This is a genomic window from Opitutaceae bacterium (genome assembly GCA_015075305.1).
Lineage (GTDB): Bacteria > Verrucomicrobiota > Verrucomicrobiia > Opitutales > Opitutaceae > UBA6669.
Window position 1 is genome coordinate 281,040 of the sequence record JABTUS010000008.1, and the last position, 22,138, is coordinate 303,177.

The window sequence follows — 22,138 nt, forward strand, 5'->3', positions numbered from 1 at the left end:
TCCGCCGGAGTGGTGCGGTTGATCCGTTCATTTGCCCCCCGCCACGTTGACTGACTGACCATTCACCAGCGTCGCCTTTCCAGGGAGAATGACGCGGGCATTGGCGGGGAGCTCGTCCAGAATCTCCACGTCGCTGCCGTCGTTGAAACCGTACTTCACCGGCACGCGTTTCGCCTTCCCGTCCTCGAACAGAAAGAGGAAGCCCGCAGCCTTTTCGCGCACGAGGGCGGGCGCAGGCACCAGAAGTGAATCCCTGTGGTGTTCGACACCGATCTTCACGTTTGCGTACATCCCGGGACGCAGGGTCAGGTCCGTGTTTGCGAGATCCGCCTCCACGAAAAGCGTGCGGGTGCGTTCGTCCAGGGCGCCGGAGTGGCGGCTCACTTCGCCCTTGAACACCATTCCCGGCAGGGATTCCGTCGTGACGACCACGGGCTGCCCTGTGCGGATGCGCGCGGCTTCGATCTCCGGCACGGGAACGTGGATGCGGATGGTTGAGTAGTCCATCAAGGTGAGGATGGCCGCAGCCTGTGCGTTGCCGCCGCCTGTGGCCGCGGGCACCAGTGCGCCCGGGTCAATGTTGCGCTGGGTAACGATGCCGTCGAACGGCGCCACGATTTTCGCGTAGCCGAGCATTGTCTCGAATTGCTCGATTCCCGCCTGCGCGGTCGAGAGCCTCGCTTCCGCGGCGTCCGCAGCCTGGGGAGTGATGAGATCCGGGGCCTTGTTGCGCGCCTTGTGGATGCGCTCCACTTCAAATTGCGCCACCTTGAGCTCGGATTGCTGGCGGGAAAGTTCGGCCAGAAGCTCCGGCATTTCCAGTTCAGCGAGCACCTGACCGGCCTTGACGACATCACCGGTGTCGACCGCGATCGACTTCAGGTAGCCGGCCACTTTGGCATGCAGCGTCACCTGATGGTTGGCGCGCATGGTACCGGGAAGCGTCACATACCGGTATATTCCGCCCCGGTGGGGAGAAACCACTTGGACGTCGGGTGAGTTTTGCGCAGGGCACGTCGCTGCGCCGGCCAGGGCCAGCATGATGCTGGATGCACGAAGTAAGCTCATGGGATTGCGAAGAAAGTTGCTCAAAGGGTGGATGTTGATGGAGCACGCTCCTGTCCGGAGTCGTCGGGATGCAGCGAGACCGCTCGGACTTTTCTGCCGGCGAGAATGGCAAAGAAGGCGGGAAGAACGAAGAGCGTCGCGACAGTGGCGAGCGCCAGTCCGCCAACCACGGCTCGGCCCAGGGGTGCGGTCTGGTCGCCTCCTTCGCCCGCTCCCAGGGCGAGCGGCAGCATGCCTGCAATCATGGCGCAGCCGGTCATCAGGATCGGGCGAAGGCGGCTGCTGCCTCCGGTGACCGCACCTGAGATCGGGTCGGCGGTGGAGATCCTGGCCTTTTCCGAGAAGGTGACCAGCAGGATGGAATTCGCAACGGCGACACCGACGGCCATGATCGCGCCCATTGAGGATTGGATGTTCAACGTGGTGCCCGTCAGGCGGAGGGCGAGCACGACCCCTGCGAGAACGGCAGGCACGGTTGAAACGACGGCCAGCGCGAGGCGCACCGACTGGAAGTTCGCGATGAGCAGGAGGAAGATCACCACGATCGCGATCACGAGGCCGGAGCGAAATCCGTCGAGGAGCTGCGTGAGCGGAATGGTCTGTCCTCGATAATCAACCTTCGTGCGCGCCTCGGGCGCGGGGCCCGCGTCGGCAACCGCCCTGCGGATCGCCTTCATGGCCGTGCCGAGATCGGTCCCATGAAGATTCGCGGTGATGCTCACGAGCCGCGCGACATTGTAGCGCTCATAGATTCCCGGCGATGTGCCGCTTCCGATCGCGGCAAGATTGCGCAGAAGGACCGGATCGCCGCCCGATGATTTGACGGGGACGTTGCCGATGTCCTCGACGGTTGTGGTGCGCGCCTCGGGAATCTGCACCTGAACATTGTAGCTGATGCCGGTTGCCGGATCGGCCCAGTAGACCGGCTTCGTGAAGCGACTCGAAGTGGTCGCGGCGACCAGCGAGCGGGTCACATCGGCCATCTTCACACCGAGCAGCCCGGCCCGCTCGCGGTCGACGTTTACGGTGACGGTCGGGTAGTCGAGCGTCTGGGCGATCTGCACGTCCCGCAGGTAGGGAATCCTGGCCAGTTGCGCGATGATGCGATCGGCGTAGGACTTGCTGACCGCCAGTGACGAGCCGCTGATGGCGATCTCAACGGGCGTTGGTGAACCGAAGCTCATGACGCGGGAAACGATGTCCTGCGGCTCGAAGGAGAAACGGACGTCAGGAAACTCCCGGGCGAAGACGCCGCGAAGCCTCTCGATGAACGCCTCCATGGGTATCCGGGTTTCAGGCTTGAACTGAACAGCGAGCCATCCCTCCTCGGGACCGCCGTTCCAGAGGTGAATGAGGTTCACGGGAAAGCTGGAGTTGTGCACGCCAACCATGCCTATGGAGACCTCGACCTTGTCCTCTCCGCCGGCCTCGCGATTGATTGTGTCGAGAACCTTCCGTGCGATCGATTCCGTGACGTCAACCCTCGTGCCGCTCGGGGCGCGGAGCCGCACGGCAAACTGGCCGTTGTCGGTGCGGGGGAAAATTTCGGTACCCAGTCCGCCGCCGACGAACCAGACCACGGCAGCGCAGGCGACAATGTATGCTGCCGCCAGAGGCCAGCGGACGGCGACGATCGCGCGAAGCAGTTTCGCGTACGCGGATTTCAGCTTTTCGAAATAGGATGCCTCGTGAATCTGCGAAACGTGACGACGCAGCAGCCAGATTGAGAGGATGGGAACCAGCGTGCTTGAGAGGAGGTAGGATGCGATCATCGAGAAGCCCACGGCGAGCGCCATGGGCACGAAGAGCGCCTTTGCAGCGCCCACCATGAAGAATGCAGGAATGAAAACGGAGAGTATGCAGAGCATGGCCAGCAGGCGGGGCAGGGCAGTCTCCTTCGTCCCCGTGTAAGCCGCCTGCGATGGGGAAACGCCTCCGGCCATGTGCGTGTGAATGTTCTCAACGGCGACGGTCGACTCATCGACCAGGATGCCGATGGCGAGCGCAAGACCGCCCAGTGTCATGAGGTGAATCGACTGCCCGGTGACCCAGAGGGCGAAAACGGCGCTCAGCAGCGAAAGAGGGATATTGATGAGGACAATGAACACGCTCCGCCAGTCGCGCAGAAAGAGCAGCACCATCACCCCCGTGAGGATGGCGCCCAAGCCTCCCTCCTTCATGACATCGCGGATCGAGCGGTTGACGACGGGCGATTGATCGAAGACGTAGCGGACCTTGATGTCGTCCGGCAGGATCTTTTGAAACTCGGGAATGTTTTTCTTCACGAGTTCGACGACATCGAGGGTCGAGGCGTCGGCGCGTTTGGTGACCGGGAGGTACACGGTGCGCAGTCCGTTCGCGAGCGCGTAGCTGGTCGTCACGTCCGCACCGTCCTGGACCGTTCCCACGTCCCGCAGAAAGACAGCCTTGTCACCGACGCGGCGGAGAGGGACTGACTCGAGATCCCTGGGGTCTTTGACGATCGAGTTCATTTCCACGATCGGATACTTGTCGCCGAGATTCATGTTGCCCGACGGACTGATCGGATTCGCCTCGGCGACCGCCTGGACGATTTCGTCGGGTGAGAGCCCGTAGGCGCGCATGCGCTCGGGGTTGACATTGATGATGATGCCCCGGGAGCTCCCTCCGAAGGGGGGCGGCGCGGAAACTCCGGGTAGGGTGGCGAATGTCGGCCGCACGCGGTTCAGCGCCTGGTCCTGCATTTCCCCGAGCGTGCGGTTGGGGTTGTCGGAGGAGAACACCAGATAGCCGACCGCGACGCTTCCGGCGTCGAACCGCGTGACGAAGGGCGCCGGCGTGCCTTCGGGCATGAACGCGCGCGAACGGTTGACGTAGGCGATGGTTTCCGAGAGCGCCTGCGACATGTCCGTGCCGGGGTGGAACTGGAGCTTCATGATGGAGGCTCCCTGGATGGATTTGGACTCCACATGGGAGATCCCTGCGATGTAGAGAAAGTGGTATTCGTACCGGTAGGTCAGGTAGCCCTCCATCTGCGCGGGATCCATGCCCCCGTAGGGCTGGGCGACATAGATGGTCGGCACGCCGAGCGGTGGAAAGATGTCGCGCGACATCCGCTGGATGGCCAGACCCGCCGCGAGCGCGACCGCTACCACCAGGACCACGACGGTTAGGGGACGGCGAAGCGCCGCATCGAGGATGTTCATGTGTGACGTCTGGAGATCAGGGGGGGCCGGGCCGGGGTGTGCTTGAGGGTGCGAGAGGCATGCCGGGATTTCCGGGAATTGACAAAGACGCGGCGCATCGCGCAGGGTTACAGGGGAATTTCATCGTCATGCCGTTTCGTGGGAAAGTTTTAACGGCCGTCGTTTACGGCCACCGTAACTGATGAGTAAGGAAACGGGATCATCCGCCGTCGAGCGCGAAATTCTGCGCCCGCTTTGGAAGGTTCACATCCTTCATCACGCGTGCGAGGCTCCCTTTGTTGCGAACTGGATGATCGAGGAGCTGCGCGAGCACGGGTATCGCGTGAGTCCCGGCACGCTCTATCCCATGCTCACAAGGCTGTGCCGGCTGGGCTGGCTGAAGACGGTCGAGCAAGCCAGGGCGGGCACGGGGCCGGCGGTGACGCACTATCAGGCGACGTCCGTTGGCAGACGGGCGCTGCGCGAGGTGCAGGCGCGCATTCGCGAACTGCAGGGCGAGGTTTTCAGGAAGCGCTGAGAACGGTTTCCCCCGGACTGCCGCGGGTCTGTCCCGCTCCCCCGAGTTTCTGCGACATTTCCCGGCTGATCTCCTTCAGGCGGGATAGGACGAAGGATATCTGGACATCCGTGCTGCGTGAGATTGGCGCGCTGAAGCCGATGGCCAGAATGGCCTGGCCGTTGGCCTCAAATATCGGGGTGGCGACGGCCGCGATGCCGCTGTTGGAAACATTGCTGGTGATAGCGAAACCGTCGCGGCCGATCTGATCGAGCAACTCGGTCATCTCCCGGGCGTTGGCCGGCGAATTGGGCAGAAATTTTGCCAGGTCCTCCTTGGCAGAATAGCTGAGTTGCACCGATCGAGGCTGATAGGCGAGTAGCACGCGGCCTGTGGCGAAGACGATCGGATGCTCGACCATGCCGTGGTCGTGCGTGACGGAAAGGGGATGATCCGCCTGGATCCAATCCACCACGAAGGCGTGATCGCTTCGCCAGGTCAGAACGACCACTGTTTCCGCAAACTCGCTTGCGAGTGACTCAATGTAGGGACGGCAGAAATCGCGCATGCTGTTCAGCGGATCCGCTGCTGCGCCCATGATGACCGCCGCGAGTCCGAGACGGTACTGTTTGGTCTCGCGGCTTGTCTCCACGAAGTTTCGCGCGAGCAGGGTCTTTAGAAGATTATGCGTTGTTGGCGGCGACAGGCCGATGGTTCGCGCAAGTTCCCTGACACCCATCCACCCGCCGTGTGCGTCCAGCGCTTGAAGTATGCGCAACGCTTTGTCAACGGATTGGATTAAGCCCATTTCTCAAGAGTGTTCAGCGGTGTTGAATAGACAATAGGTTTTTTCTGACAAAATTCTCTTGATACGCGTTTGGTGTTCAGATTAGCTAATCGCTGTTCACACAGAAAGAACAGTGACTGGCTCAGTGCTCGGCTGCGTTCTTCTCAATCCTCCCCACCAAACATCCCCATGATATCATTCCACAAGAATACCTGTGGGCGCGTTCGGCTCGTTTTTGCCCGAGTGACGCCTGTCTGCATAGCGTTGGCCTTGTCGGCGAGCGTGCTATCCGGCCAATCGACGTCTGCCCCGCAATCCGACGGGACAAGACCTCAGGAGAGAGACACGATTGTGCTCAGTCCTTTCGATGTATCCACAAGTCGTGACAAGGGATATGCAGCTGGTGACTCGCTTGCTGCGAGTCGTTTCAATACGCGGCTGATGGACTCTGCGTCCACCATCTCCGTGTTCACCGAGGAATTCCTTCAGGACCTCGGAGCGACGAGTCTCGCGCAGGTGCTGGAGTACGGGGTCAATTCCAACATTGATTATGATCAGAATCGTCCTGATCCGACGATGTTCTATCTTGATGCAGGGCTCCAGAGCACGCGCATCAACAATCGCGGGTTGTCGGGATCCAGCCTGACCGACTTTTTCCGTTCGAGGATGCCAGTCGATTCATACAACACGGGTCGCTTCGATTTCGCATCCGGACCCAACAGTGTGCTTTTTGGCGTGGCGAATTCGGCTGGCTCCATCAACACGTCGACGCTTCAGGCGGAGCTACGGGGCAATCACTATCGTTTCCAGACCCATGCCGGCCGGTGGGAGAATTACCGTGCCTCAACCGACATGAATGTCGTTGTCATTCCCAACCGCGTCGCCCTGCGCGTTATGGGCATGCATGCCCGGCAGGACAGCTGGCGCTATTGGGATGATCGCGAGGACAACCGTGTCACGGGCTCAATCCGGATCGTTCCCTTTCGGAAAATGGGCACCAACATTGTGGCGTCCTATGAGAATGCCGACCTGTCTGGCAAATGGTCGGTTCCGCAGAACATGTCGGACAACACATCCTTTTGGGAGACGCTGCCGGACTCGGTTCGTCTCGTTGACAATCGTGGCACGGTGGCGCTCAGCACGGCGGCGGCGGCGGCACGGGGCCTTGAGCGCATCGCCGGAAACCGCCAGTATGTCGTGACCAACACGGGCGATGTTTTCGCCAACACGATCAATCCCACTCTTGGGGGGATGAATCTGTACACGAGCACGAGTTTCTACGAGACGGCTGCTCAGTTCAACTCCCTCGTGGGCGTCGTGCCCGGCTGGAATCCAACGGTGTTTCGAGACACGTTTCCCACGCTCCTGCCAGCCAGTCAGGAGGAGGCCGATCGGAACGGACCGTACCAGTCGAATCTTGTTGCACCCTATCAGGTCGGTTATGGACCCGACACGACCAGCCTGAGCGACATCGAGCGCCTTTTCGTGCGGCTTGAACAGCCGATCGGCGACAATCTCTTCCTCGATGTCAGCTATCAGAAGGAGACCGCATCAGGCACCGCCAAGCGCCTGGATACGCAGATTTCAGCCGATCCGAATCTCTATATTCCCAATGGGGCGGGCGGCGTGAAGGCCAATCCCAATGTCGGCCGCTACTACATCGACGGCGCGCCCCTTCGCACATTCAATTCAGACGACAACGAGGCGCTGCGGGTCTCAGCGCTGTACAACCTGAATCTCAACAAGTTTGGCGACCACAAGATTCTCGCGATGTTCGAGACCAGTGAAAACATATTCACGCAGCTCCAGGGCAACCAGGTCCTCGTCAACGCCCAGACAAAGGCGCCGATCGCCAATGTGGATGTTCGCAATGCCAACAATCGCGTTGATTACCGCACCTACATTACGCCGGGTCAGGACTACCGTTCCTGGTATGCCGGCACCTTCGAGGACAACAAACTCGTGAGAGTGAACGGCATCGACTACATCAAGAGCTTTGTCGACAACAGCATCTCTGGAAACAAGTCGACGGCCGATACCTATGTGCTGGCCACGCAGAGCGCATTGTTCAACAAGCATGTCTTTGTTTCGGCCGGATACCGGCGCGATGATTATGCGACACTGAATAGAATTTCCGATCGCCTGGCGGCGACGGATCCACGGGTGACCTCCGGGAAGCGCTTTGCGGGTGAGAGCTACCTGACGGACGACTACATCAAGATCAACGAGGATACGTTCAAAACCTATACGGCGGGCATCGTCTGGCACGTGAATCCCCTGTTCTCGCTCTTTGCCAATCAGGCCACGAATGTAGCACCCGCCAACACGAGCCGCCGGACCATCGAGAACAACTTTGACGTTCCCAATCCGGTTCAGGGCAAGGGCAATGACATGGGTGTCATGCTTAGGTTCATGGAGGACAAGCTCGCGATCCGCCTGACCTATTTCAAGGGGGAGAATCCGGGAAATCCCGTCAACCGGGCCAGTTCCGTGGTGCAGGATTATGATCGGATCGTCAGCGCCTTCATGACCTCGATCAATCCCGCCACCGGACAGCCGTACATCACCCAGGCGGACGCCATGTCGAGATTCATCTACATCAAGTCGCGAGGCAGCGCGGGCACCTACGGCGGGGCGATCGTTGATGGCATGTCGGATGACGTGACCACCGGCTACGAGGCCGACATCAAGTTCAATCCGTCACGCAACTGGACGCTGACCGCTTCCGCCTCCTATACGAAACTGGATCGAAGCAACATCTTCTCGGAGTTCGAGCCGTGGTTCGACAAGGAAAAAGCCTTTCTTCAGAAGTTCGGCAATCCCGCTGGTCTGGTGGATCAGAACAACGCGCCGGTTGATGTCTCGCAGCGTCTGCAGAGCATGGTGCTCGCCGTGGACGACCTTCGCAATGCCGGTGCGTTCGGCTTCAACAACCGTCCCTATAAGGCGAATTTCTTCACACGCTATGCCTTCAGCTCTGGAAAGCTGCGCGGATTCTTCGTCGGTGGCGGCATGCGCTGGCAGAGCCAGAATCGTGTGCAGCGCCAGGTCACTGGCCTGAACGACGCAGGACGCCCGGTCTATGGCGGGGTCCTGCACGGTCCCGAGATCCTGGAGTTCGACACATTGGTCGGATACTCCGGGCGGACGGACATCTTTGGCAAACGCACCAACTGGCGTGTTCAGCTGAATGGATACAATGTCCTGAACAACCGCGATATTCAGGTGCTTCGATACTCCGCCGATGGCAGCCGCCTGTGGCGTGTGACGCCACGCGCGCCTGGAAGCTGGAGGGTGTCGTTCTCCCTGGATCTGTGATGTGGAACTCCGTCCTTCGGGAGTCCCCCCATGAATGCGCACTCTGAGCCGGGCATCAGCCCGCGCCGGGCGATGGTCCTGTGCACGCTGCTGTTTTTTGCAGCGGCGCTGTGCTTCCTCGACCGGCAGGTTCTGAGCATCCTGGCGCCGAAAATCACCGCGGAGTTCGGGCTTTCCAACACTGTCTATTCACGGATCGTCTTCGCGTTCGTGCTCAGCTACACCGTCATGGCCGCGCTTGGGGGATGGATCATGGACCGGCTGGGAACACGGCGCGGACTGTCCTTTTCCGTCGGGTTCTGGTCCCTGGCGAGCGCGGCGCATGCGTTCGTGACGGGCCCCTGGAGCCTGGGTGTCGCGAGATTCTTCCTCGGGGTGGGTGAGGGGCCCTGTTTCCCCGGTACAACCAAGGGTGCGGTCGAATGGATGCCGGCGGAACGCCGGGGCTTCGGTGTCGGCTTTGCCAACAGCGGATCCGCGCTTGGCGCCATTGTGGCGCCCCCGCTCACGGTCTGGGCCGCCGCGACCATGGGCTGGCGGGGAGCGTTTGCGGCAACCGCGGTCCTTGGATTCATCTGGTGGATCGCCTGGCGGTGCGCCTTTGCGGGTGTGCCGCAGGTGCGGCGTGAACCGGGGGAGCGGTCCGGTGCGCGCTGGCGGGATCTCCTGGCGAGGCCCGAGGTGCGCCGGCTTCTGGTTGCGCGGTTCTGCTTTGATCCGGTCTTCTATTTCTACATGTTCTGGATCCCGCAGTACCTCAACCGCGAGAGGGGCATGTCCCTTGGCGAAATAGGCGCGCTGCTCTGGATCCCGTTCGTCGCCCTGGAAATCTCCAACATCTCGGCGGGTTTCGTATCCGATTCCCTGATACGCCGTGGCTGGGACCGGAGGCGCGCAAGGATGCGGCTCATGCTGGTCGCTGCGCTCCTGACGCCCGCCTCGTTCGCCGCCGCCCTGGCCGGCACCCCGGCGCTGGCCATCACCCTGATGGCGGTCCTGCTTTTTGCGCATGGGATCTGGATCGCGAACTTCATGACGCTGATCGGCGAAACCGTCGCACAAAACGAGATCGCCACCACCGTCGGCCTTACCGGAATGTGCGGCGGTATCGCCGGCATGCTCTCCAATCTCGTGATCGGTCCCGTCGTCGATCACTATTCGTTCGGTCCCATATTTCTCGCCTCCGCGGTGGTCTATCCGCTCGCCTGGGTGATCATCCGCACCGGCCGCATCTCAGCCAATCCTTCACATGCAAGCGCTAGCTTCCCCGCATCTTCCTGAAACCGCCCCTTCCCGGCACCGCATCGCGCGCCGCAAACCGCGCACGGCGCGCGTGGGGATCTTCGGCGTGGGATACCATGCCTACTGGAACCAATTTCCAGGCCTTCAGGATGAGTTGAAGGGGAAGATCGATGTGCTGGTCGAAAAGGTGGCCGCCACCGGTGTGAGCGTCACCAATTTCGGTCTGATCGACCGCGCGCAGGCGGCGTATGCGCTCGTGCCGAAGCTCAAGGCTGCCGATCTTGACCTTGTTTTCTGCGACATGGTGACCTACGCAACATCGGCTACGTTCGCCATCGTCATTCGATCGCTGGACATCCCGGTTGTGCTTGTCGCCCTGCAGCCGCTGGGCGCCCTGGACTATCCGCGCGCCACGACGCACATGCAGCTTGCCAACGATGACTTCTGCTCCGTGCCGGAGTTCACCGGGGTCGCCATCCGCATGGGAAAACGCCCGCCCGAGGTGATCCTCGGCACGCTTCATGACGATCCCGCCGCCGAGGCGGAGATTGTCGAGTGGTGCGACATCGCGATGGTGCTGCACGATCTCAAGCGTGCGCGCATCGGCCATTTTGGCCATCCGATCGAGCACATGTTAGACATGCAGACCGACCAGACGGCGCTCACGGCAGCGTTCGGCTGCCACCTGGTGCAGACGGAGGCCGACGACCTGCTTCGATTTGAGCGTGAGGTGACCGACGCTGAAACCCAGGCGAAGTGCCGGGAGATCCTGAACCTGTTTGACACGCCGGATCCGAAAGCGGATCCACTCACCCGCAAATTGACGGAGGAGGATCTCGCGACCGCGGCGAAAATCGCCGTAACGCTGGACAAGTTCATCGCGCACCACCAGCTCGACGGCCTGGCCTACTACTACGAAGGCGAGCCGGGCAGCAATCTGCGGAAGATCGTCACCAACCTGATCGTGGGCAACTCACTGCTGACCGCGGCGGGATTTCCCATGTGCGGGGAATCGGACCTCAAAACCTGCATCGCGATGCTGATCATGGATCGTCTGGGAATCGGGGGAAGCTTCGCCGAGTTTCATCCGATCGACTTCCAGGAGGGATTCGTGCTGGTCGGACACGACGGACCGCATCACATCAACATCGCGGATGGCAGGCCGGTGCTGCGAAGCCTGATCAAGTACCATGGCAAGCCCGGACACGGCGCGAGCGTGGAGTTCAAAATCAAGGAGGGGCCGATCACGATGCTCAGCGTGGGGGTGAATGCGCAGGGCCGGTTCAAGTTCATTGTTGCGGAGGGTGAGAGCGTGCGCGGCCCTATTCCCGCAACGGGCAACACCAATACGCGCGGCTTTTTCCTTCCTGACGTGAGAACCTTCCTCAAGCGCTGGGTCGCGGAGGGGCCGACCCATCACTTTGCCCTTGGCGTCGGGCATCGGGCTCAGTCGCTGCGGCGCCTCGGCGAGGCCCTTGGCATTGAGACGGTCATCATCAACCAAAGCGCCCGGCGCTGACCGGCCTGCCGCCATGAATCCATTGCAGGACATTCAGCACCACGGGCGAAGGACGGCGGAGCCTCCCGTTGTCCAGGCGGTGAACAGCGAAACTCGGGCGGGATTCCGAAACCTCGGGTACAGGTTCCTGCTCATGCTGGCCGGGATGGTGATTGCGGCAGCCACGGGATCGATTGCCGTCGCGGATGAACCCACACTCGCCGCGCGGCAGGCGGAGTTGCTGAAGTCGCCCCCGCGCAAGGTGGTTGTGGCGACCGTCTGTACTTTCCTCGGGCGAAAGATGAATGCAGAGGACCGGGTCGTCATCTTCGATCGCTTTGTTTCCGAGGCTGAAAAGGAGGCGGACCATCGCTACCCTGGCGCGGGGCTCGATCTCTTTGTTCTTCCCGAGAACGCTCTTCAGCGGGGCGGTGAGACGGCGCGAACTGCCGCCGATCGCGCGTTGAGGCTGGATGACAAGGAGGTCCTGCAGGTTGCAGCGCTGGCTGCGCGGGCAAGGACCTGGCTGATCCTTCCGATGCAACTGGCGGAGACAAGCGGCGGCCGCGAGGTCTATCGGAATGCCGCGGTTTTGTTTGATCGCAAGGGCAATGTCGCCGGCGTTTATCGCAAGCTGCATCCGCTCGCGGACAAGTCGGGTGTGTTCGAACATGGCGTCACCCCCGGTGATGGTGCGCCGGTGTTCAAGACGGATTTTGGGCGGCTCGGCATTCAGATATGCTGGGACATGTCCTTTGAGGACGGATGGAATGCCTTGGGCGCCTCGGGTGCCGAACTGGTCGCGATTCCGAGTGCCTCGCCGCAGAACATTCCACTGGCTTGGTACGCGCAGCGCAATCGCTACTGGATCGTCAATTCGACTCCGCGCGACAATGTCACCGTCTTCAATCCCATCGGACTTGTCGACGCCCAGCTGACCCGGCCGGGGGTGCTTGTTCACCGCTTTGATCTCGTTTCGGCCGCCATTCATTGGAATCCGGAGGTTGACGACGGCCGTGTCTTCCAGAAGCGCTTTGGAGATCGCGTCGGATTTCTCTGGAATGCGCGCGAAGACACGGGGCTCTTTTGGTCCAACGATGCGAATCTGTCGATCGGTGCCATGATGAAGGAACTGGGCCAGGAACAGATGGACGCCCAGGTGGAGCGTATTCGAAAAGCGCTCATGGCGCGCTAGTGTTCTGTCGCGGAAATGACTATACATATATCATGCGGCCTTCTTGCGCGGCTTTCGCCGGGTGCAACCGGGCTGGATGGCCTCGAGCCGGCGACGACAGCGTTCGATCCTGGCAAGGATGTCCTCCGCCTTGGCGGTCCAAACAAATGGCGTGGGCTCCTGGTTCCATTGCTCGATGAAGCGGGTGATCGAGTTGATCAGATCGGGAACACTGGAGAAGCTGCCGCGACGCACCGCCTTGCCGGTGAGTTCGGCAAACCAGCGCTCCACCAGATTGAGCCAGCTCGAACTGGTGGGAATGAAGTGCAGTTTGAAGCGTGGACGCCGGGCGAGCCAGCGCTGCACCCGCTCGTGTTTGTGGGTGCCGTAATTGTCGACGATAAGATGGAGCTCGTCCGCCTCGGCATATTCCGCGTCGATTTGTCGCAGGAACTTCAGGAACTCGATGTGCCGGTGGCGCGGGAAGCAGTGGCCGCTGATCTTGCCGGCGGCCACGTTCAATGCGGCAAACAGCGTGGTCGTGCCATGGCGCACGTAGTCGTGCGTCCAGGTGCCGCAGCGACCGCGCTTCAGCGGCAGGCCTGGTTGCGTGCGATCCAGCGCCTGAATCTGGCTTTTCTCGTCCACGCAGAGCACCACCGCGTTTTGCGGTGGGTTGAGGTAAACGCCCACCACATCGAGCAGTTTGGGCACAAACTGTGGATCGCGGGAGAGTTTGAACGTCTCCTGTCGGTGCGGCTGCAACCCATGCTCCTGCCAGATACGCGCGACTGTGCTCGCATGCACGCCCTGCGCCTTCGCCAGGGTTCGCGCGCTCCAGTGCGTCCGCCCCGGCGGCTTCGTGTGCAGCGTCGCTTCGACGATCCTTTTCGCCAGCCCTCGGCGCGGCTTGCGCCCGCGGCCATTCGCCACGTCCCACAATCCTTGCGGACCTGCGGACACAAAGCGCTGGCGCCACAGCCGGCAGGTGTGCCGGTTCACCTCCAGCTCCTCCGCAATCGTGGCATCGTCCAGCCCTTCGGCCTTGCGCAAAATGATCCGGCAGCGCTTCACCACCTGCTGGGGCGTACCGTGCGCGCCCACCCAGCGCTCCAAAACGCCACGTTGGTCTGCCGTGACCGTCAGAATCGTCGGTTTCCTGCTCATGCTTGCAGGTTGAACGATAACGACTTTTAAGTCTAGTCATTTCAGCAACAGAACACTAGAATCCAGCCACCATGGACCTCCGCCACGCATCTGACTTGATTTCCCGCCTGAGGCGCGGGCTCGGACTCTCCGTTGCACTCGTCATGGCGTGTGCGAGTGCCGCACCAGCGGCATTCGGAGTGCCGAAGCTAGAGGAAGGTTTTCGCACCCCGCCGCCGGAAGCGAGACCACACACTTACTGGCTTTGGCTCAACGGCCATGTGCATCTGCCCACTGCGGTGGAGGAGCTGAAGGCGATGAAGGAGGCCGGGATTGGGGGCGTTCTCTTGTTTGAAATGGGTGCGCGCGGCGATCCGGCAGTCATTCCCACACCGGGGCCCGCCTTCCTTAGTCCCGATTGGGTCGCTCAACTGCAGGTTGCGGCTGATCGGGCAAAGGCATTGGGCATGCAGGTCGACATGTCGGTCATCAGCAGTTGGGACATGGGCGGTCCGTGGATTGATCCGAAGCATGCGGTGATGGCCCTCTACGCAACCGAAACAGTGATCAAGGGCGGACGGAAGCTCAACGAGGTGCTGCCCTTTCCGGAGCATGAGCGAATTGCTCCTCTTGGGTCGGATGGGCGGCCTGCGTTCTGGGAGGACGTCGCGGTGCTGGCGGTTCGCGAACCGCGCAGACTGGCCGCACATGAATTTGTCTTTCGCCTGGATCCGGTCGGGGTGCATGACCTCGCCTCGATAGTGTTCGACCAGGGACGGCCCCAGCCGCCGTCCGCATTGGCGTCGACCATGACTCCGGTGCGCGAGTTTTCCGTGGCGGTTTCATCGACAGGCACGCATGAGGCGGACTTCACCGAGGTGCTCCGCGGCCAGCTCGAGCCCGGGGAAGGTCCCCAGCGTTTTCAACTGCCGCCGGGTACGCGAGGATCCCACGTGCGGTTGCGCCTGCTCAGCGGCCAGGATGCATCAAGGGAGCGCTGGACGCTCGGCGAGTTCGGCGTATTGGACCGCTCGGATCGCAACCTTGCGAGTTCGCACCAGGCTGATCAGTCGCGCGATGGAGCGCTGCTTGTGCGTGCGCCCACGCCCCTGTCCTATACGACATGGAGGGCGGGCAATGTCCATGATGGAGTGCGCGGCGGCCCCGGTGGCATATTTGCGACGGCGGGGATGCCGTCGTTCGACATCCGTGATCAGAGTGAGTTGCTGAATGTGACAGCGAAGGTGGACCGGGAGGGACGGCTGCACTGGGATGCGCCTTCGGGCGATTGGACGATCCTTCGTTATGTGTGCATGGTCACCGGTGAAAAGCTGAAGGTGCCGAGTCCGGCATCGACGGGCCTTGCCAGCGACCACCTGAGCTCCGAGGCCACACGCATTCACATGAATCATGTGATCGAGCAGCTGAAGAAGGGCCTGGGGCCGGACCTTTCCAAGCGCGGTCTGGAGAATCTCTACCTCGCGAGCTATGAGGTGGTGGGTCGCGTCTGGTCACCGGTGTTCGCCGGCGAATTCAAACGACGGCGCGGATACGCACTCGAACCGTGGCTGCCCGCGATCTTTGGCGCGCGCATCGGCAGCGAGGAGAAGACGGAGCGGTTCCTTTTTGATTATCAGAAGACACTCGGAGAGGTTGTCGTCGACGCGTACTATCGCACCGCCGTGGAGGTTGCACGCGCGGCCGGCCTGAAGGTCAAGTCGGAGGCCGGCGGTCCGGGACCACCGATTCACACGCCGCCGGTCGACGCCCTGCTCGCCGATGGAACCGTCGACAATGTGCAGGGGGAGTTCTGGCCGTTCTGGCCGGACAACGATGCGCTGAATGTCATCAAGGAGCCGGCGTCGGCCGCTCATATTTACGGCAAGCGGCGCGTGCACATGGAGTCCTTCACGTCGTTTCATCACTGGGCGGAAGGGCCGCAGGATTTGAAGGCGAGCGCTGACCGTGTGTCACCGAGGAGGCAATCACTTTGTCTGGCACACGGACTCACCAGCGCCGGATTTTGGACTGCCGGGCTCGTTTATGGTGCGGGCACCCACCTCAGCCGGAGCGTCACCTGGTGGCCGAAGGCGAAGCCATTTCTCGACTACCTTGCGCGAAGCTCCTTCCTGCTGCAGCGCGGGAGGTTTGTCGCCGACGTCCTGTACTACTATGGCGATGGCGGGATGAATTTTGTCGGCCCGAGAAGAAATCGCCGGTCCCTGGGCCCGGGCTATGACTATGACGTCACGAATGCCGACGTAATCCTGCATCGGCTCAGCGTTCGCGACGGGCGGATCACCCTTCCGGATGGCACCAGTTACGCGGTGCTTGTTCTTCCGGAGTCCGACGCGATCCACCCCCCGGTGCTGGAGAAGCTCAATGAATTGGTCCGGGCAGGAGCAGTCATCATCGGACCGCGTCCGACGCGGGCGACGGGTCTGCAGAACTATCCGGAGAGCGATCGCCGGGTGCGGGAGCTGTCGGCGGAGGTCTGGGGCGAACTGGATGGACGGCAAAGGACCGGGCGGAAACTGGGCAGGGGCAGTGTCCATTGGGGGGTTCCGGAACATCAGGTGCTCAGTGAACTTGGCCTTTCACCCGATTTCATTGCGCCCGATACGCTCGACTTCACGCATCGTCGGGATGGCTCGGACGACATCTATTTTGTGCGCAACAAGACCGATGGTCCGGTGAGCGCGACGGTCTCGTTCAGAGTCGCCGGACGCATCGCGGAATTCTGGGATCCGATCAATGGTGCGGTGCGGCGCCTGCATGCGGTTTCCGGGGATCGCGATCGCATGGACATTTCGCTTTCCTTCGCTGCGCGTGGCTCAGGATTTGTGATTTTCAGGGCGAAGGGCACCCCGGGTGTCAGGGACGTCGCCGCTGCGGTCGCAGCACCTGCGACTGGAAGGACGCTGTGGCTCGACGAGGGATGGAGTGTTGAATTCTCGTCTCCCCTGGGGTCTCCAGGACGAATTGAACTTTCACGCGCTGAGCCCTGGACGAGACAGAAGGATCCTGCGCTGCATTATTTCTCGGGCTCCGGAAAGTATCGCCGCACGGTGATGCTTCCGGATGGATGGCGGGAGGGTGCGTCACGCGTTGAACTCGAGCTCGGCCGACTGTGGGCGATTGGAGAGGTCTGGATCAACGGTGTGTCGCAGGGAGTGGTCTGGACGCACCCGTTCAGCGTTGATTGCACGCACGCACTGAAGGATGGCGAAAACGAGATTGTCATCGAGGTGATTGGAACCTGGCACAATCGCCTGGTTGGAGAGGCCAGGGGTGAACTGCCGAGCCTGACGAGAACCAACATCAGTGTTTCACAGCGAAAACCGTGGAAGGAGCTCGATGTCATCGAAGCCGGACTGTTCGGCCCAGTGCGGCTTGTGGCCTATTGATGGAGGGTCGGGCTATGCTGCCGTGCCGGCACCGAACGCAATGATCACGATTTCCACGGGTGCGAGCCCCGCCACCCGCGGTCCATTTTACTTATGAACCCACACAGCCTCAAAGTCATGAAATCTAATTCGACCCCGTTGCGCGTGAGCGCCTTGTTGCTCCTTGCCTGTGCAGCGGCCGTCGCCGCGGAGCCGCAGCTTCCCGAGCAGTACCGCGAGCCCTTCTCGCGCTCCTTCCCGATTCGCGAGGAGCAGCAGCTGCAGGTCAAATCGTATGCCGACAAGCTCCTGGAGGAAAAGGCGAAGGAGGCGATGGAGCGCGTGAAGCCCGACTTTTCGAATGCAAAGGCCTACGAGGCGTCCCTGGCTCCCTACCGCGCCTTCCTCCAGGCCCAGTTCGGCACGCCGCCTCCTGGGGCGAAGCCGGGAAACATCAGGCGATTCGAGCGGGTTGGTGAGGATCGCCACAGCGTCATTTATCGCGTCTGGATCGAGGTGGTCGACGGCGTCGACACCTATGGCATCTACATGGTGCCGAAGAAGCGACTCCCCAAGGCGCCGCTGCTCATTGCGCAGCATGGCGGTGGTGGAACTCCGGAGGCGATCTGTGACCTCGATACGCGGGCCAACTACACGCATTTTGGATTCGAGGCGGTGAAGCGCGGCTACATTGTCTGGGCCCCGGCGCTGGCGATGCACTGCAGCTATTGCGGCGACCCGGTCATTCCGGGCGTCGCGCGTGAGGAACTCGATCGCAAACTTAAGCTGGTGGGCACGAGCATTGTCGGGCTCGAATTGTACAAGATCATTGAAAGCACGCGCACGCTGATGAGGACGCGCGAAGAGATCGACACCGACCGCGTGGGCATGACGGGTTTGTCCTGGGGTGGCTTCTACACGATGTATGCCTCGGCGTTGAATCCCTTCATCAAGGTCGCCGTGCCCTCCGGCTATTTGAAGGACTATGCGATGACTTTGAAACGCTCGGCGGAAGGCACTGCGCGCCCACCCGAGCGCGAAACCGTCGGCGGTCTGGGTGGTTTCCAGGCGATGGCGCTCATCTGCCCCAGGCCCTGCATGCTCCAGCTGGGCAGGGCGGACACGGTCATCAATTTTGCTGAAGCCGGGCCCGAGGTTGAGCGGACGAGAAGCTTTTATGAGAAGCTCGGTCTCGCGGACCGTTTTCAGTTCAATGTCCATGAAGGCGGCCATGTTTATGAAACGACGGCCGTGCTTGATTTTTTTGACCGGCATCTCTGAAAGGCCGCCCGGGAGTCACGGTGAAACGACGGTTGCCGTGCGTTTCAGCCCCGTGAATTCCGTGGCTCGCATTGGGATGAAGCACCAATCGCAAAAGTTGAAGAATCCAGTGAATCGCAACCCCGACCACTCATGAAAACCTCCAGAAAGCTGTTCTCCGCGTGCGCAGTGTTCGTCGCGCTCGCCGCAAGTGCCGGTCTTGCCCGTCCTCCCGAGTTTGAAGTCATCGTGAGAAAGGATGTGATGGTCCCGATGCGCGATGGCGTGAGGCTCGCCACTGATCTCTACCTGCCCGCCAGGGGCGGAATTCCAGCTGACGGCAGGTTCCCCGTCGTTCTCACCCGCACGCCGTACGACAAGTCGGAAACCGCCTGGACACCGCTCAATGAAATCGGGCCCTACTACGCGTCGCGCGGTTATGTGTTTGTCGCCCAGGACACGCGGGGGCGCTTTGCGTCGGAAGGGGAGTGGCACATGCTGACGGACGACGGCAGGGACGGCTGGGATTGCGCCGCGTGGATCGCCCGGCAATCCTGGTCGGACGGAAAGATCGGCATGTTTGGAACGTCGTATGTCGGCGGCACGCAGCATGCGATGGCTCTGGAGAAGGTGCCGCAGCTCACGACCGTCATTCCGGTGGATGCGATGTCGAACATCGGCCGTCAGAGCCTGCGCAATGCCGGCGCGTTCGAGATGCGCTTCTGGAACTGGATCATGACCAAGGTCACCAAGGGCAGCCGTGCGGGCCGCGATCCAGGCACGGCCGCCGAGCTCATGGAGCTCTCCGGGCAGCGATTCAACTACCTCAAGCACCTGCCCATCCGGCCGGGCACGACGCCGCTTCAGCTTGCACCGGAGTACGAGGACTGGCTCGTCCAGGCGATGAGGCATGGCGCCGACGATTCGTTCTGGGCGCAGAACAACATCCTCGCGGATCCGAAGCGCTACAAGGACATGCCCGTCTACCTGGTGGGCGGCTGGTACGATTCCTGGGGTGGGAACACGACCGCCAACTTCACTGCGCTGAGTCAGGCGATCAAGGGGCCGGTCTATCTCATCATGGGACCGTGGATCCACGGCGATCAGGGAAAGTCGGCGCATGGGCAGGCCAGCTTCGGCGCGGATGCCGCGATTCCCGATCCGCTGGCCTGGAGGCTCGAGTGGTATGATCACTGGCTGAAGGGTATCGAAAACTCGGTCGGTCGTTCGGCGCCGTTTGCCACAAACGTGCGGATTTTTGTCATGGGCACGGGTGATGGCCGGAAGACTGCGTCGGGGCTGCTTAACCACGGCGGCTACTGGCGCAACGAAAGGGAATGGCCGCTGGCCCGCACGCGCTACACGCCCTACTATTTTCAACCGGGAGGGGAGCTCTCCACCACGAAGCCGGCGTCAAAGGCTGGAGGCACGAGCTTCCAGTTTGATCCGCGGGACCCCGTGCCGACGCTCGGAGGTCCGATCTCCTCGGGCGACGACATCATGCAGCAGGGCGCGTGGGACCAGCGGGGCGGGCCGCAGTTCTGGAACTGGCCGAATCCGCTTCCTATCTCGGCGCGCAACGACGTCCTGGTTTTCCGCACCGCTCCGCTCGAGGCCGACGTTGAGGTCACCGGGGAGATCGAGGTGAAGTTCTGGGCGTCGTCGTCCGCTGTGGACACGGATTTCACGGCGAAGCTGATCGATGTGTATCCACCGAGTGGTGACTTCCCGCACGGTTTTGATCTCAACATTGGCGACGGCATCGTGCGCGCGCGCTTTCGCGACTCGCTGAAGGAGGAGAAGCTGATGGAGCCCGGCAAAGTCTATCCCTTCACTCTCAGGATCTATCCGACATCGAACGTCTTCAAGAAGGGCCACCGCATCCGCGTGGACATTTCGAGCAGCAATTTCCCGCGCTTTGACGTGAATCCCAACACTGGGGAGCCGCTTGCGGACAATCGCCGCGTGGTGATCGCCACCAACACACTGGTGCACGATCGTTCGCATCCCTCGCACATTGTTCTGCCGGTCATTCCCGCCGCGCAGTAAGAGGTGCTCTCCTTCGGAGCCTCCGCGTCGGCGGGAGGCTGCAATCGGTGCGCCATCCGACGGGATGCAGCACTGGCGAAGATTCCCACAATCGCGTTTCGAATTGACCTAGCTCAAGGCGGAAATCCGAAAAGCGATTATAGTGGGAGTCTTCCCATCCATCATGAGTACATCACCGCAAGACAGGAATTCCTCGAAAATCACGCCCGAGAGCATGGTAGGTCACATAGTGGCCGCCCGGCCGCTGCTGTCCGGAGTTTTTGAGCGCGTTGGCATCGACTTTTGCTGCGGCGGCAGGATCACCCTTGCAGCGGCGTGCGCCAAGCGCGGGCTGGATGTGAACACGTTCATTGCGGTGCTGGAGGCGGTGCCCGCCGCAGCCACGACGGCGACCGATGCGGCGGCGATGTCGCTGAGCGCGCTCGCGGATCACATCGAGGGCACGCATCATTCGTTCACCAAGGAGGAACTCCCGGTTCTCGTGGAGCAGGCGCAGCGCGTCGCCATGAAGCACTCGGGCCGTGACGCGCGGCTGACCGAGGTGGCGCAGACCGTTCATGACATGGCGCGTGAAATGTTCGAGCACATGGCCAAGGAGGAGGAGGTGCTTTTCCCGCTGGTTCGTGCGCTTGACCAGAATGGCGAGTTGCCCAGCAGGCGCGGTTCGATCGCCGATCCGATCTCGGAGATGGAGGCGGAGCATCAGGAAACCGGGGCGGCGCTTGAACGTCTGCGCACCCTGACGGACAATTTCACTCCGGATTCCGAGTCGTGCAACACGCACCGCGCGCTGCTGGCGGGGCTCGCGCGTTTTGAGGAGGATCTCCACCTGCACGTGCACAAGGAGAACAACATCCTTTTCCCGAGGGCGCTCGCACGCCTGCCGGCGAACGTCTAGCTTGAGCGGTTTCGCGCGCGCCGACTCGTGGGTCGACAGGGCGGAAGGGCTTCGATGGGTGTCAGTTGTTCACGGAGAGGTTTTTCTCGAAATCTGGCGCTGTTCCCTTAACCCTGCTGCGGCATGCGCATCTTGGTCACCGGCGGCGCCGGATTCCTGGGCTCTCATCTTTGCGATCGTCTGCTCCGTGACGGGCATGAGGTCATCTGCCTCGACAATTTCTTCACGGGGCGGAAGGGGAACATCACCCACTTGCTGGCAAATCCGTTTTTCGAACTGGTGCGCCACGATGTGATCGATCCCTTCAAGGTCGAGGTCGACCAGATCTACAATCTGGCGTGTCCGGCGTCACCGCCGCACTACCAGTACAATCCCATCAAGACCACCAAGACCTCGGTCATGGGCGCGATCAACTGCCTCGGCCTGGCCAAGCGGTTGAAGGCGCGTGTCTTTCAGGCGAGCACAAGCGAGGTCTATGGTGATCCCCACGTCCATCCGCAGCCGGAAGCCTATTGGGGCAATGTCAATCCGATCGGCCGTCGCTCATGCTACGATGAAGGCAAACGATGCGCGGAGACCCTGTTCTTCGACTACCATCGTGAGAACAAGGTCGATATCCGGGTGGCGCGGA

The 22,138-nt window shown here is 61.6% G+C and carries 14 protein-coding genes; 10 read left to right on the forward strand and 4 right to left on the reverse strand.

The genetic code is table 11. The annotated features are described in order from the left end of the window. Window positions 1-27: 27 nt before the first annotated feature. Both HS122_16325 and HS122_16330 read right to left on the reverse strand, forming a co-directional pair. Complete coding sequence (locus HS122_16325) at window positions 28-1,068, reverse strand: efflux RND transporter periplasmic adaptor subunit (GenBank protein ID MBE7539963.1); 1,041 nt, start codon at window positions 1,066-1,068, stop codon at window positions 28-30. A 20-nt stretch (window positions 1,069-1,088) separates the two neighbouring features. Continuing rightward, a complete protein-coding gene (locus HS122_16330; protein ID MBE7539964.1) occupies window positions 1,089-4,253 on the reverse strand; it encodes an efflux RND transporter permease subunit in 3,165 nt (1,054 codons plus the stop codon). A 181-nt stretch (window positions 4,254-4,434) separates the two neighbouring features. Here HS122_16330 and HS122_16335 point away from each other — a divergent pair, with 181 nt between their 5' ends. Next, window positions 4,435-4,770 carry a helix-turn-helix transcriptional regulator gene (locus tag HS122_16335; GenBank protein ID MBE7539965.1) on the forward strand — a complete coding sequence of 112 codons (336 nt, stop codon included), beginning with the start codon at window positions 4,435-4,437 and terminating at the stop codon, window positions 4,768-4,770. On the opposite strand, the gene HS122_16340 is transcribed toward HS122_16335, so the two are convergent. Further along, complete coding sequence (locus HS122_16340; GenBank protein ID MBE7539966.1) at window positions 4,757-5,557, reverse strand: IclR family transcriptional regulator; 801 nt, start codon at window positions 5,555-5,557, stop codon at window positions 4,757-4,759. The genes HS122_16335 and HS122_16340 overlap by 14 nt on opposite strands. 420 nt (window positions 5,558-5,977) lie before the next feature. Here HS122_16340 and HS122_16345 point away from each other — a divergent pair, with 420 nt between their 5' ends. From HS122_16345 to HS122_16360, 4 genes are read left to right on the forward strand one after another with little or no spacing between them, the layout of a single operon-like run. Beyond that, a complete protein-coding gene (locus HS122_16345; protein ID MBE7539967.1) occupies window positions 5,978-8,854 on the forward strand; it encodes a Plug domain-containing protein in 2,877 nt (958 codons plus the stop codon). Window positions 8,855-8,884: 30 nt separating this feature from the next. Beyond that, a complete protein-coding gene (locus HS122_16350; GenBank protein ID MBE7539968.1) occupies window positions 8,885-10,135 on the forward strand; it encodes an MFS transporter in 1,251 nt (416 codons plus the stop codon). Next, window positions 10,104-11,615 carry an L-fucose/L-arabinose isomerase family protein gene (locus HS122_16355; GenBank protein MBE7539969.1) on the forward strand — a complete coding sequence of 504 codons (1,512 nt, stop codon included), beginning with the start codon at window positions 10,104-10,106 and terminating at the stop codon, window positions 11,613-11,615. Before HS122_16350 ends, HS122_16355 begins: the two co-directional genes overlap by 32 nt. Window positions 11,616-11,628: 13 nt before the next feature. Continuing rightward, window positions 11,629-12,789: a carbon-nitrogen hydrolase family protein gene (locus tag HS122_16360; protein MBE7539970.1), complete on the forward strand. Its 1,161-nt coding sequence runs from the start codon at window positions 11,629-11,631 to the stop codon at window positions 12,787-12,789. A gap of 30 nt (window positions 12,790-12,819) precedes the next feature. Here HS122_16360 and HS122_16365 read toward each other — a convergent pair whose 3' ends face one another. After that, window positions 12,820-13,935 (reverse strand): IS630 family transposase, encoded by a 1,116-nt coding sequence (locus HS122_16365; GenBank protein ID MBE7539971.1) that lies wholly within the window; start codon window positions 13,933-13,935, stop codon window positions 12,820-12,822. Window positions 13,936-14,006: 71 nt separating this feature from the next. On the opposite strand from HS122_16365, the gene HS122_16370 reads away from it, so the two are divergent. From HS122_16370 to HS122_16390, 5 genes are all read left to right on the forward strand, one after another. Continuing rightward, complete coding sequence (locus HS122_16370) at window positions 14,007-17,321, forward strand: hypothetical protein (GenBank protein ID MBE7539972.1); 3,315 nt, start codon at window positions 14,007-14,009, stop codon at window positions 17,319-17,321. Between the two features lie 117 nt (window positions 17,322-17,438). Further along, on the forward strand, window positions 17,439-18,581 hold the full coding sequence (locus HS122_16375) for an acetylxylan esterase (GenBank protein MBE7539973.1): 1,143 nt from the start codon (window positions 17,439-17,441) through the stop codon (window positions 18,579-18,581). A 132-nt stretch (window positions 18,582-18,713) separates the two neighbouring features. Continuing rightward, on the forward strand, window positions 18,714-20,609 hold the full coding sequence (locus tag HS122_16380; protein MBE7539974.1) for a CocE/NonD family hydrolase: 1,896 nt from the start codon (window positions 18,714-18,716) through the stop codon (window positions 20,607-20,609). A gap of 163 nt (window positions 20,610-20,772) precedes the next feature. Further along, on the forward strand, window positions 20,773-21,507 hold the full coding sequence (gene ric / locus HS122_16385; protein MBE7539975.1) for an iron-sulfur cluster repair di-iron protein: 735 nt from the start codon (window positions 20,773-20,775) through the stop codon (window positions 21,505-21,507). Window positions 21,508-21,630: 123 nt separating this feature from the next. Beyond that, on the forward strand, window positions 21,631-22,138 hold a 508-nt coding region (locus HS122_16390; protein MBE7539976.1), incomplete at its 3' end, for a GDP-mannose 4,6-dehydratase.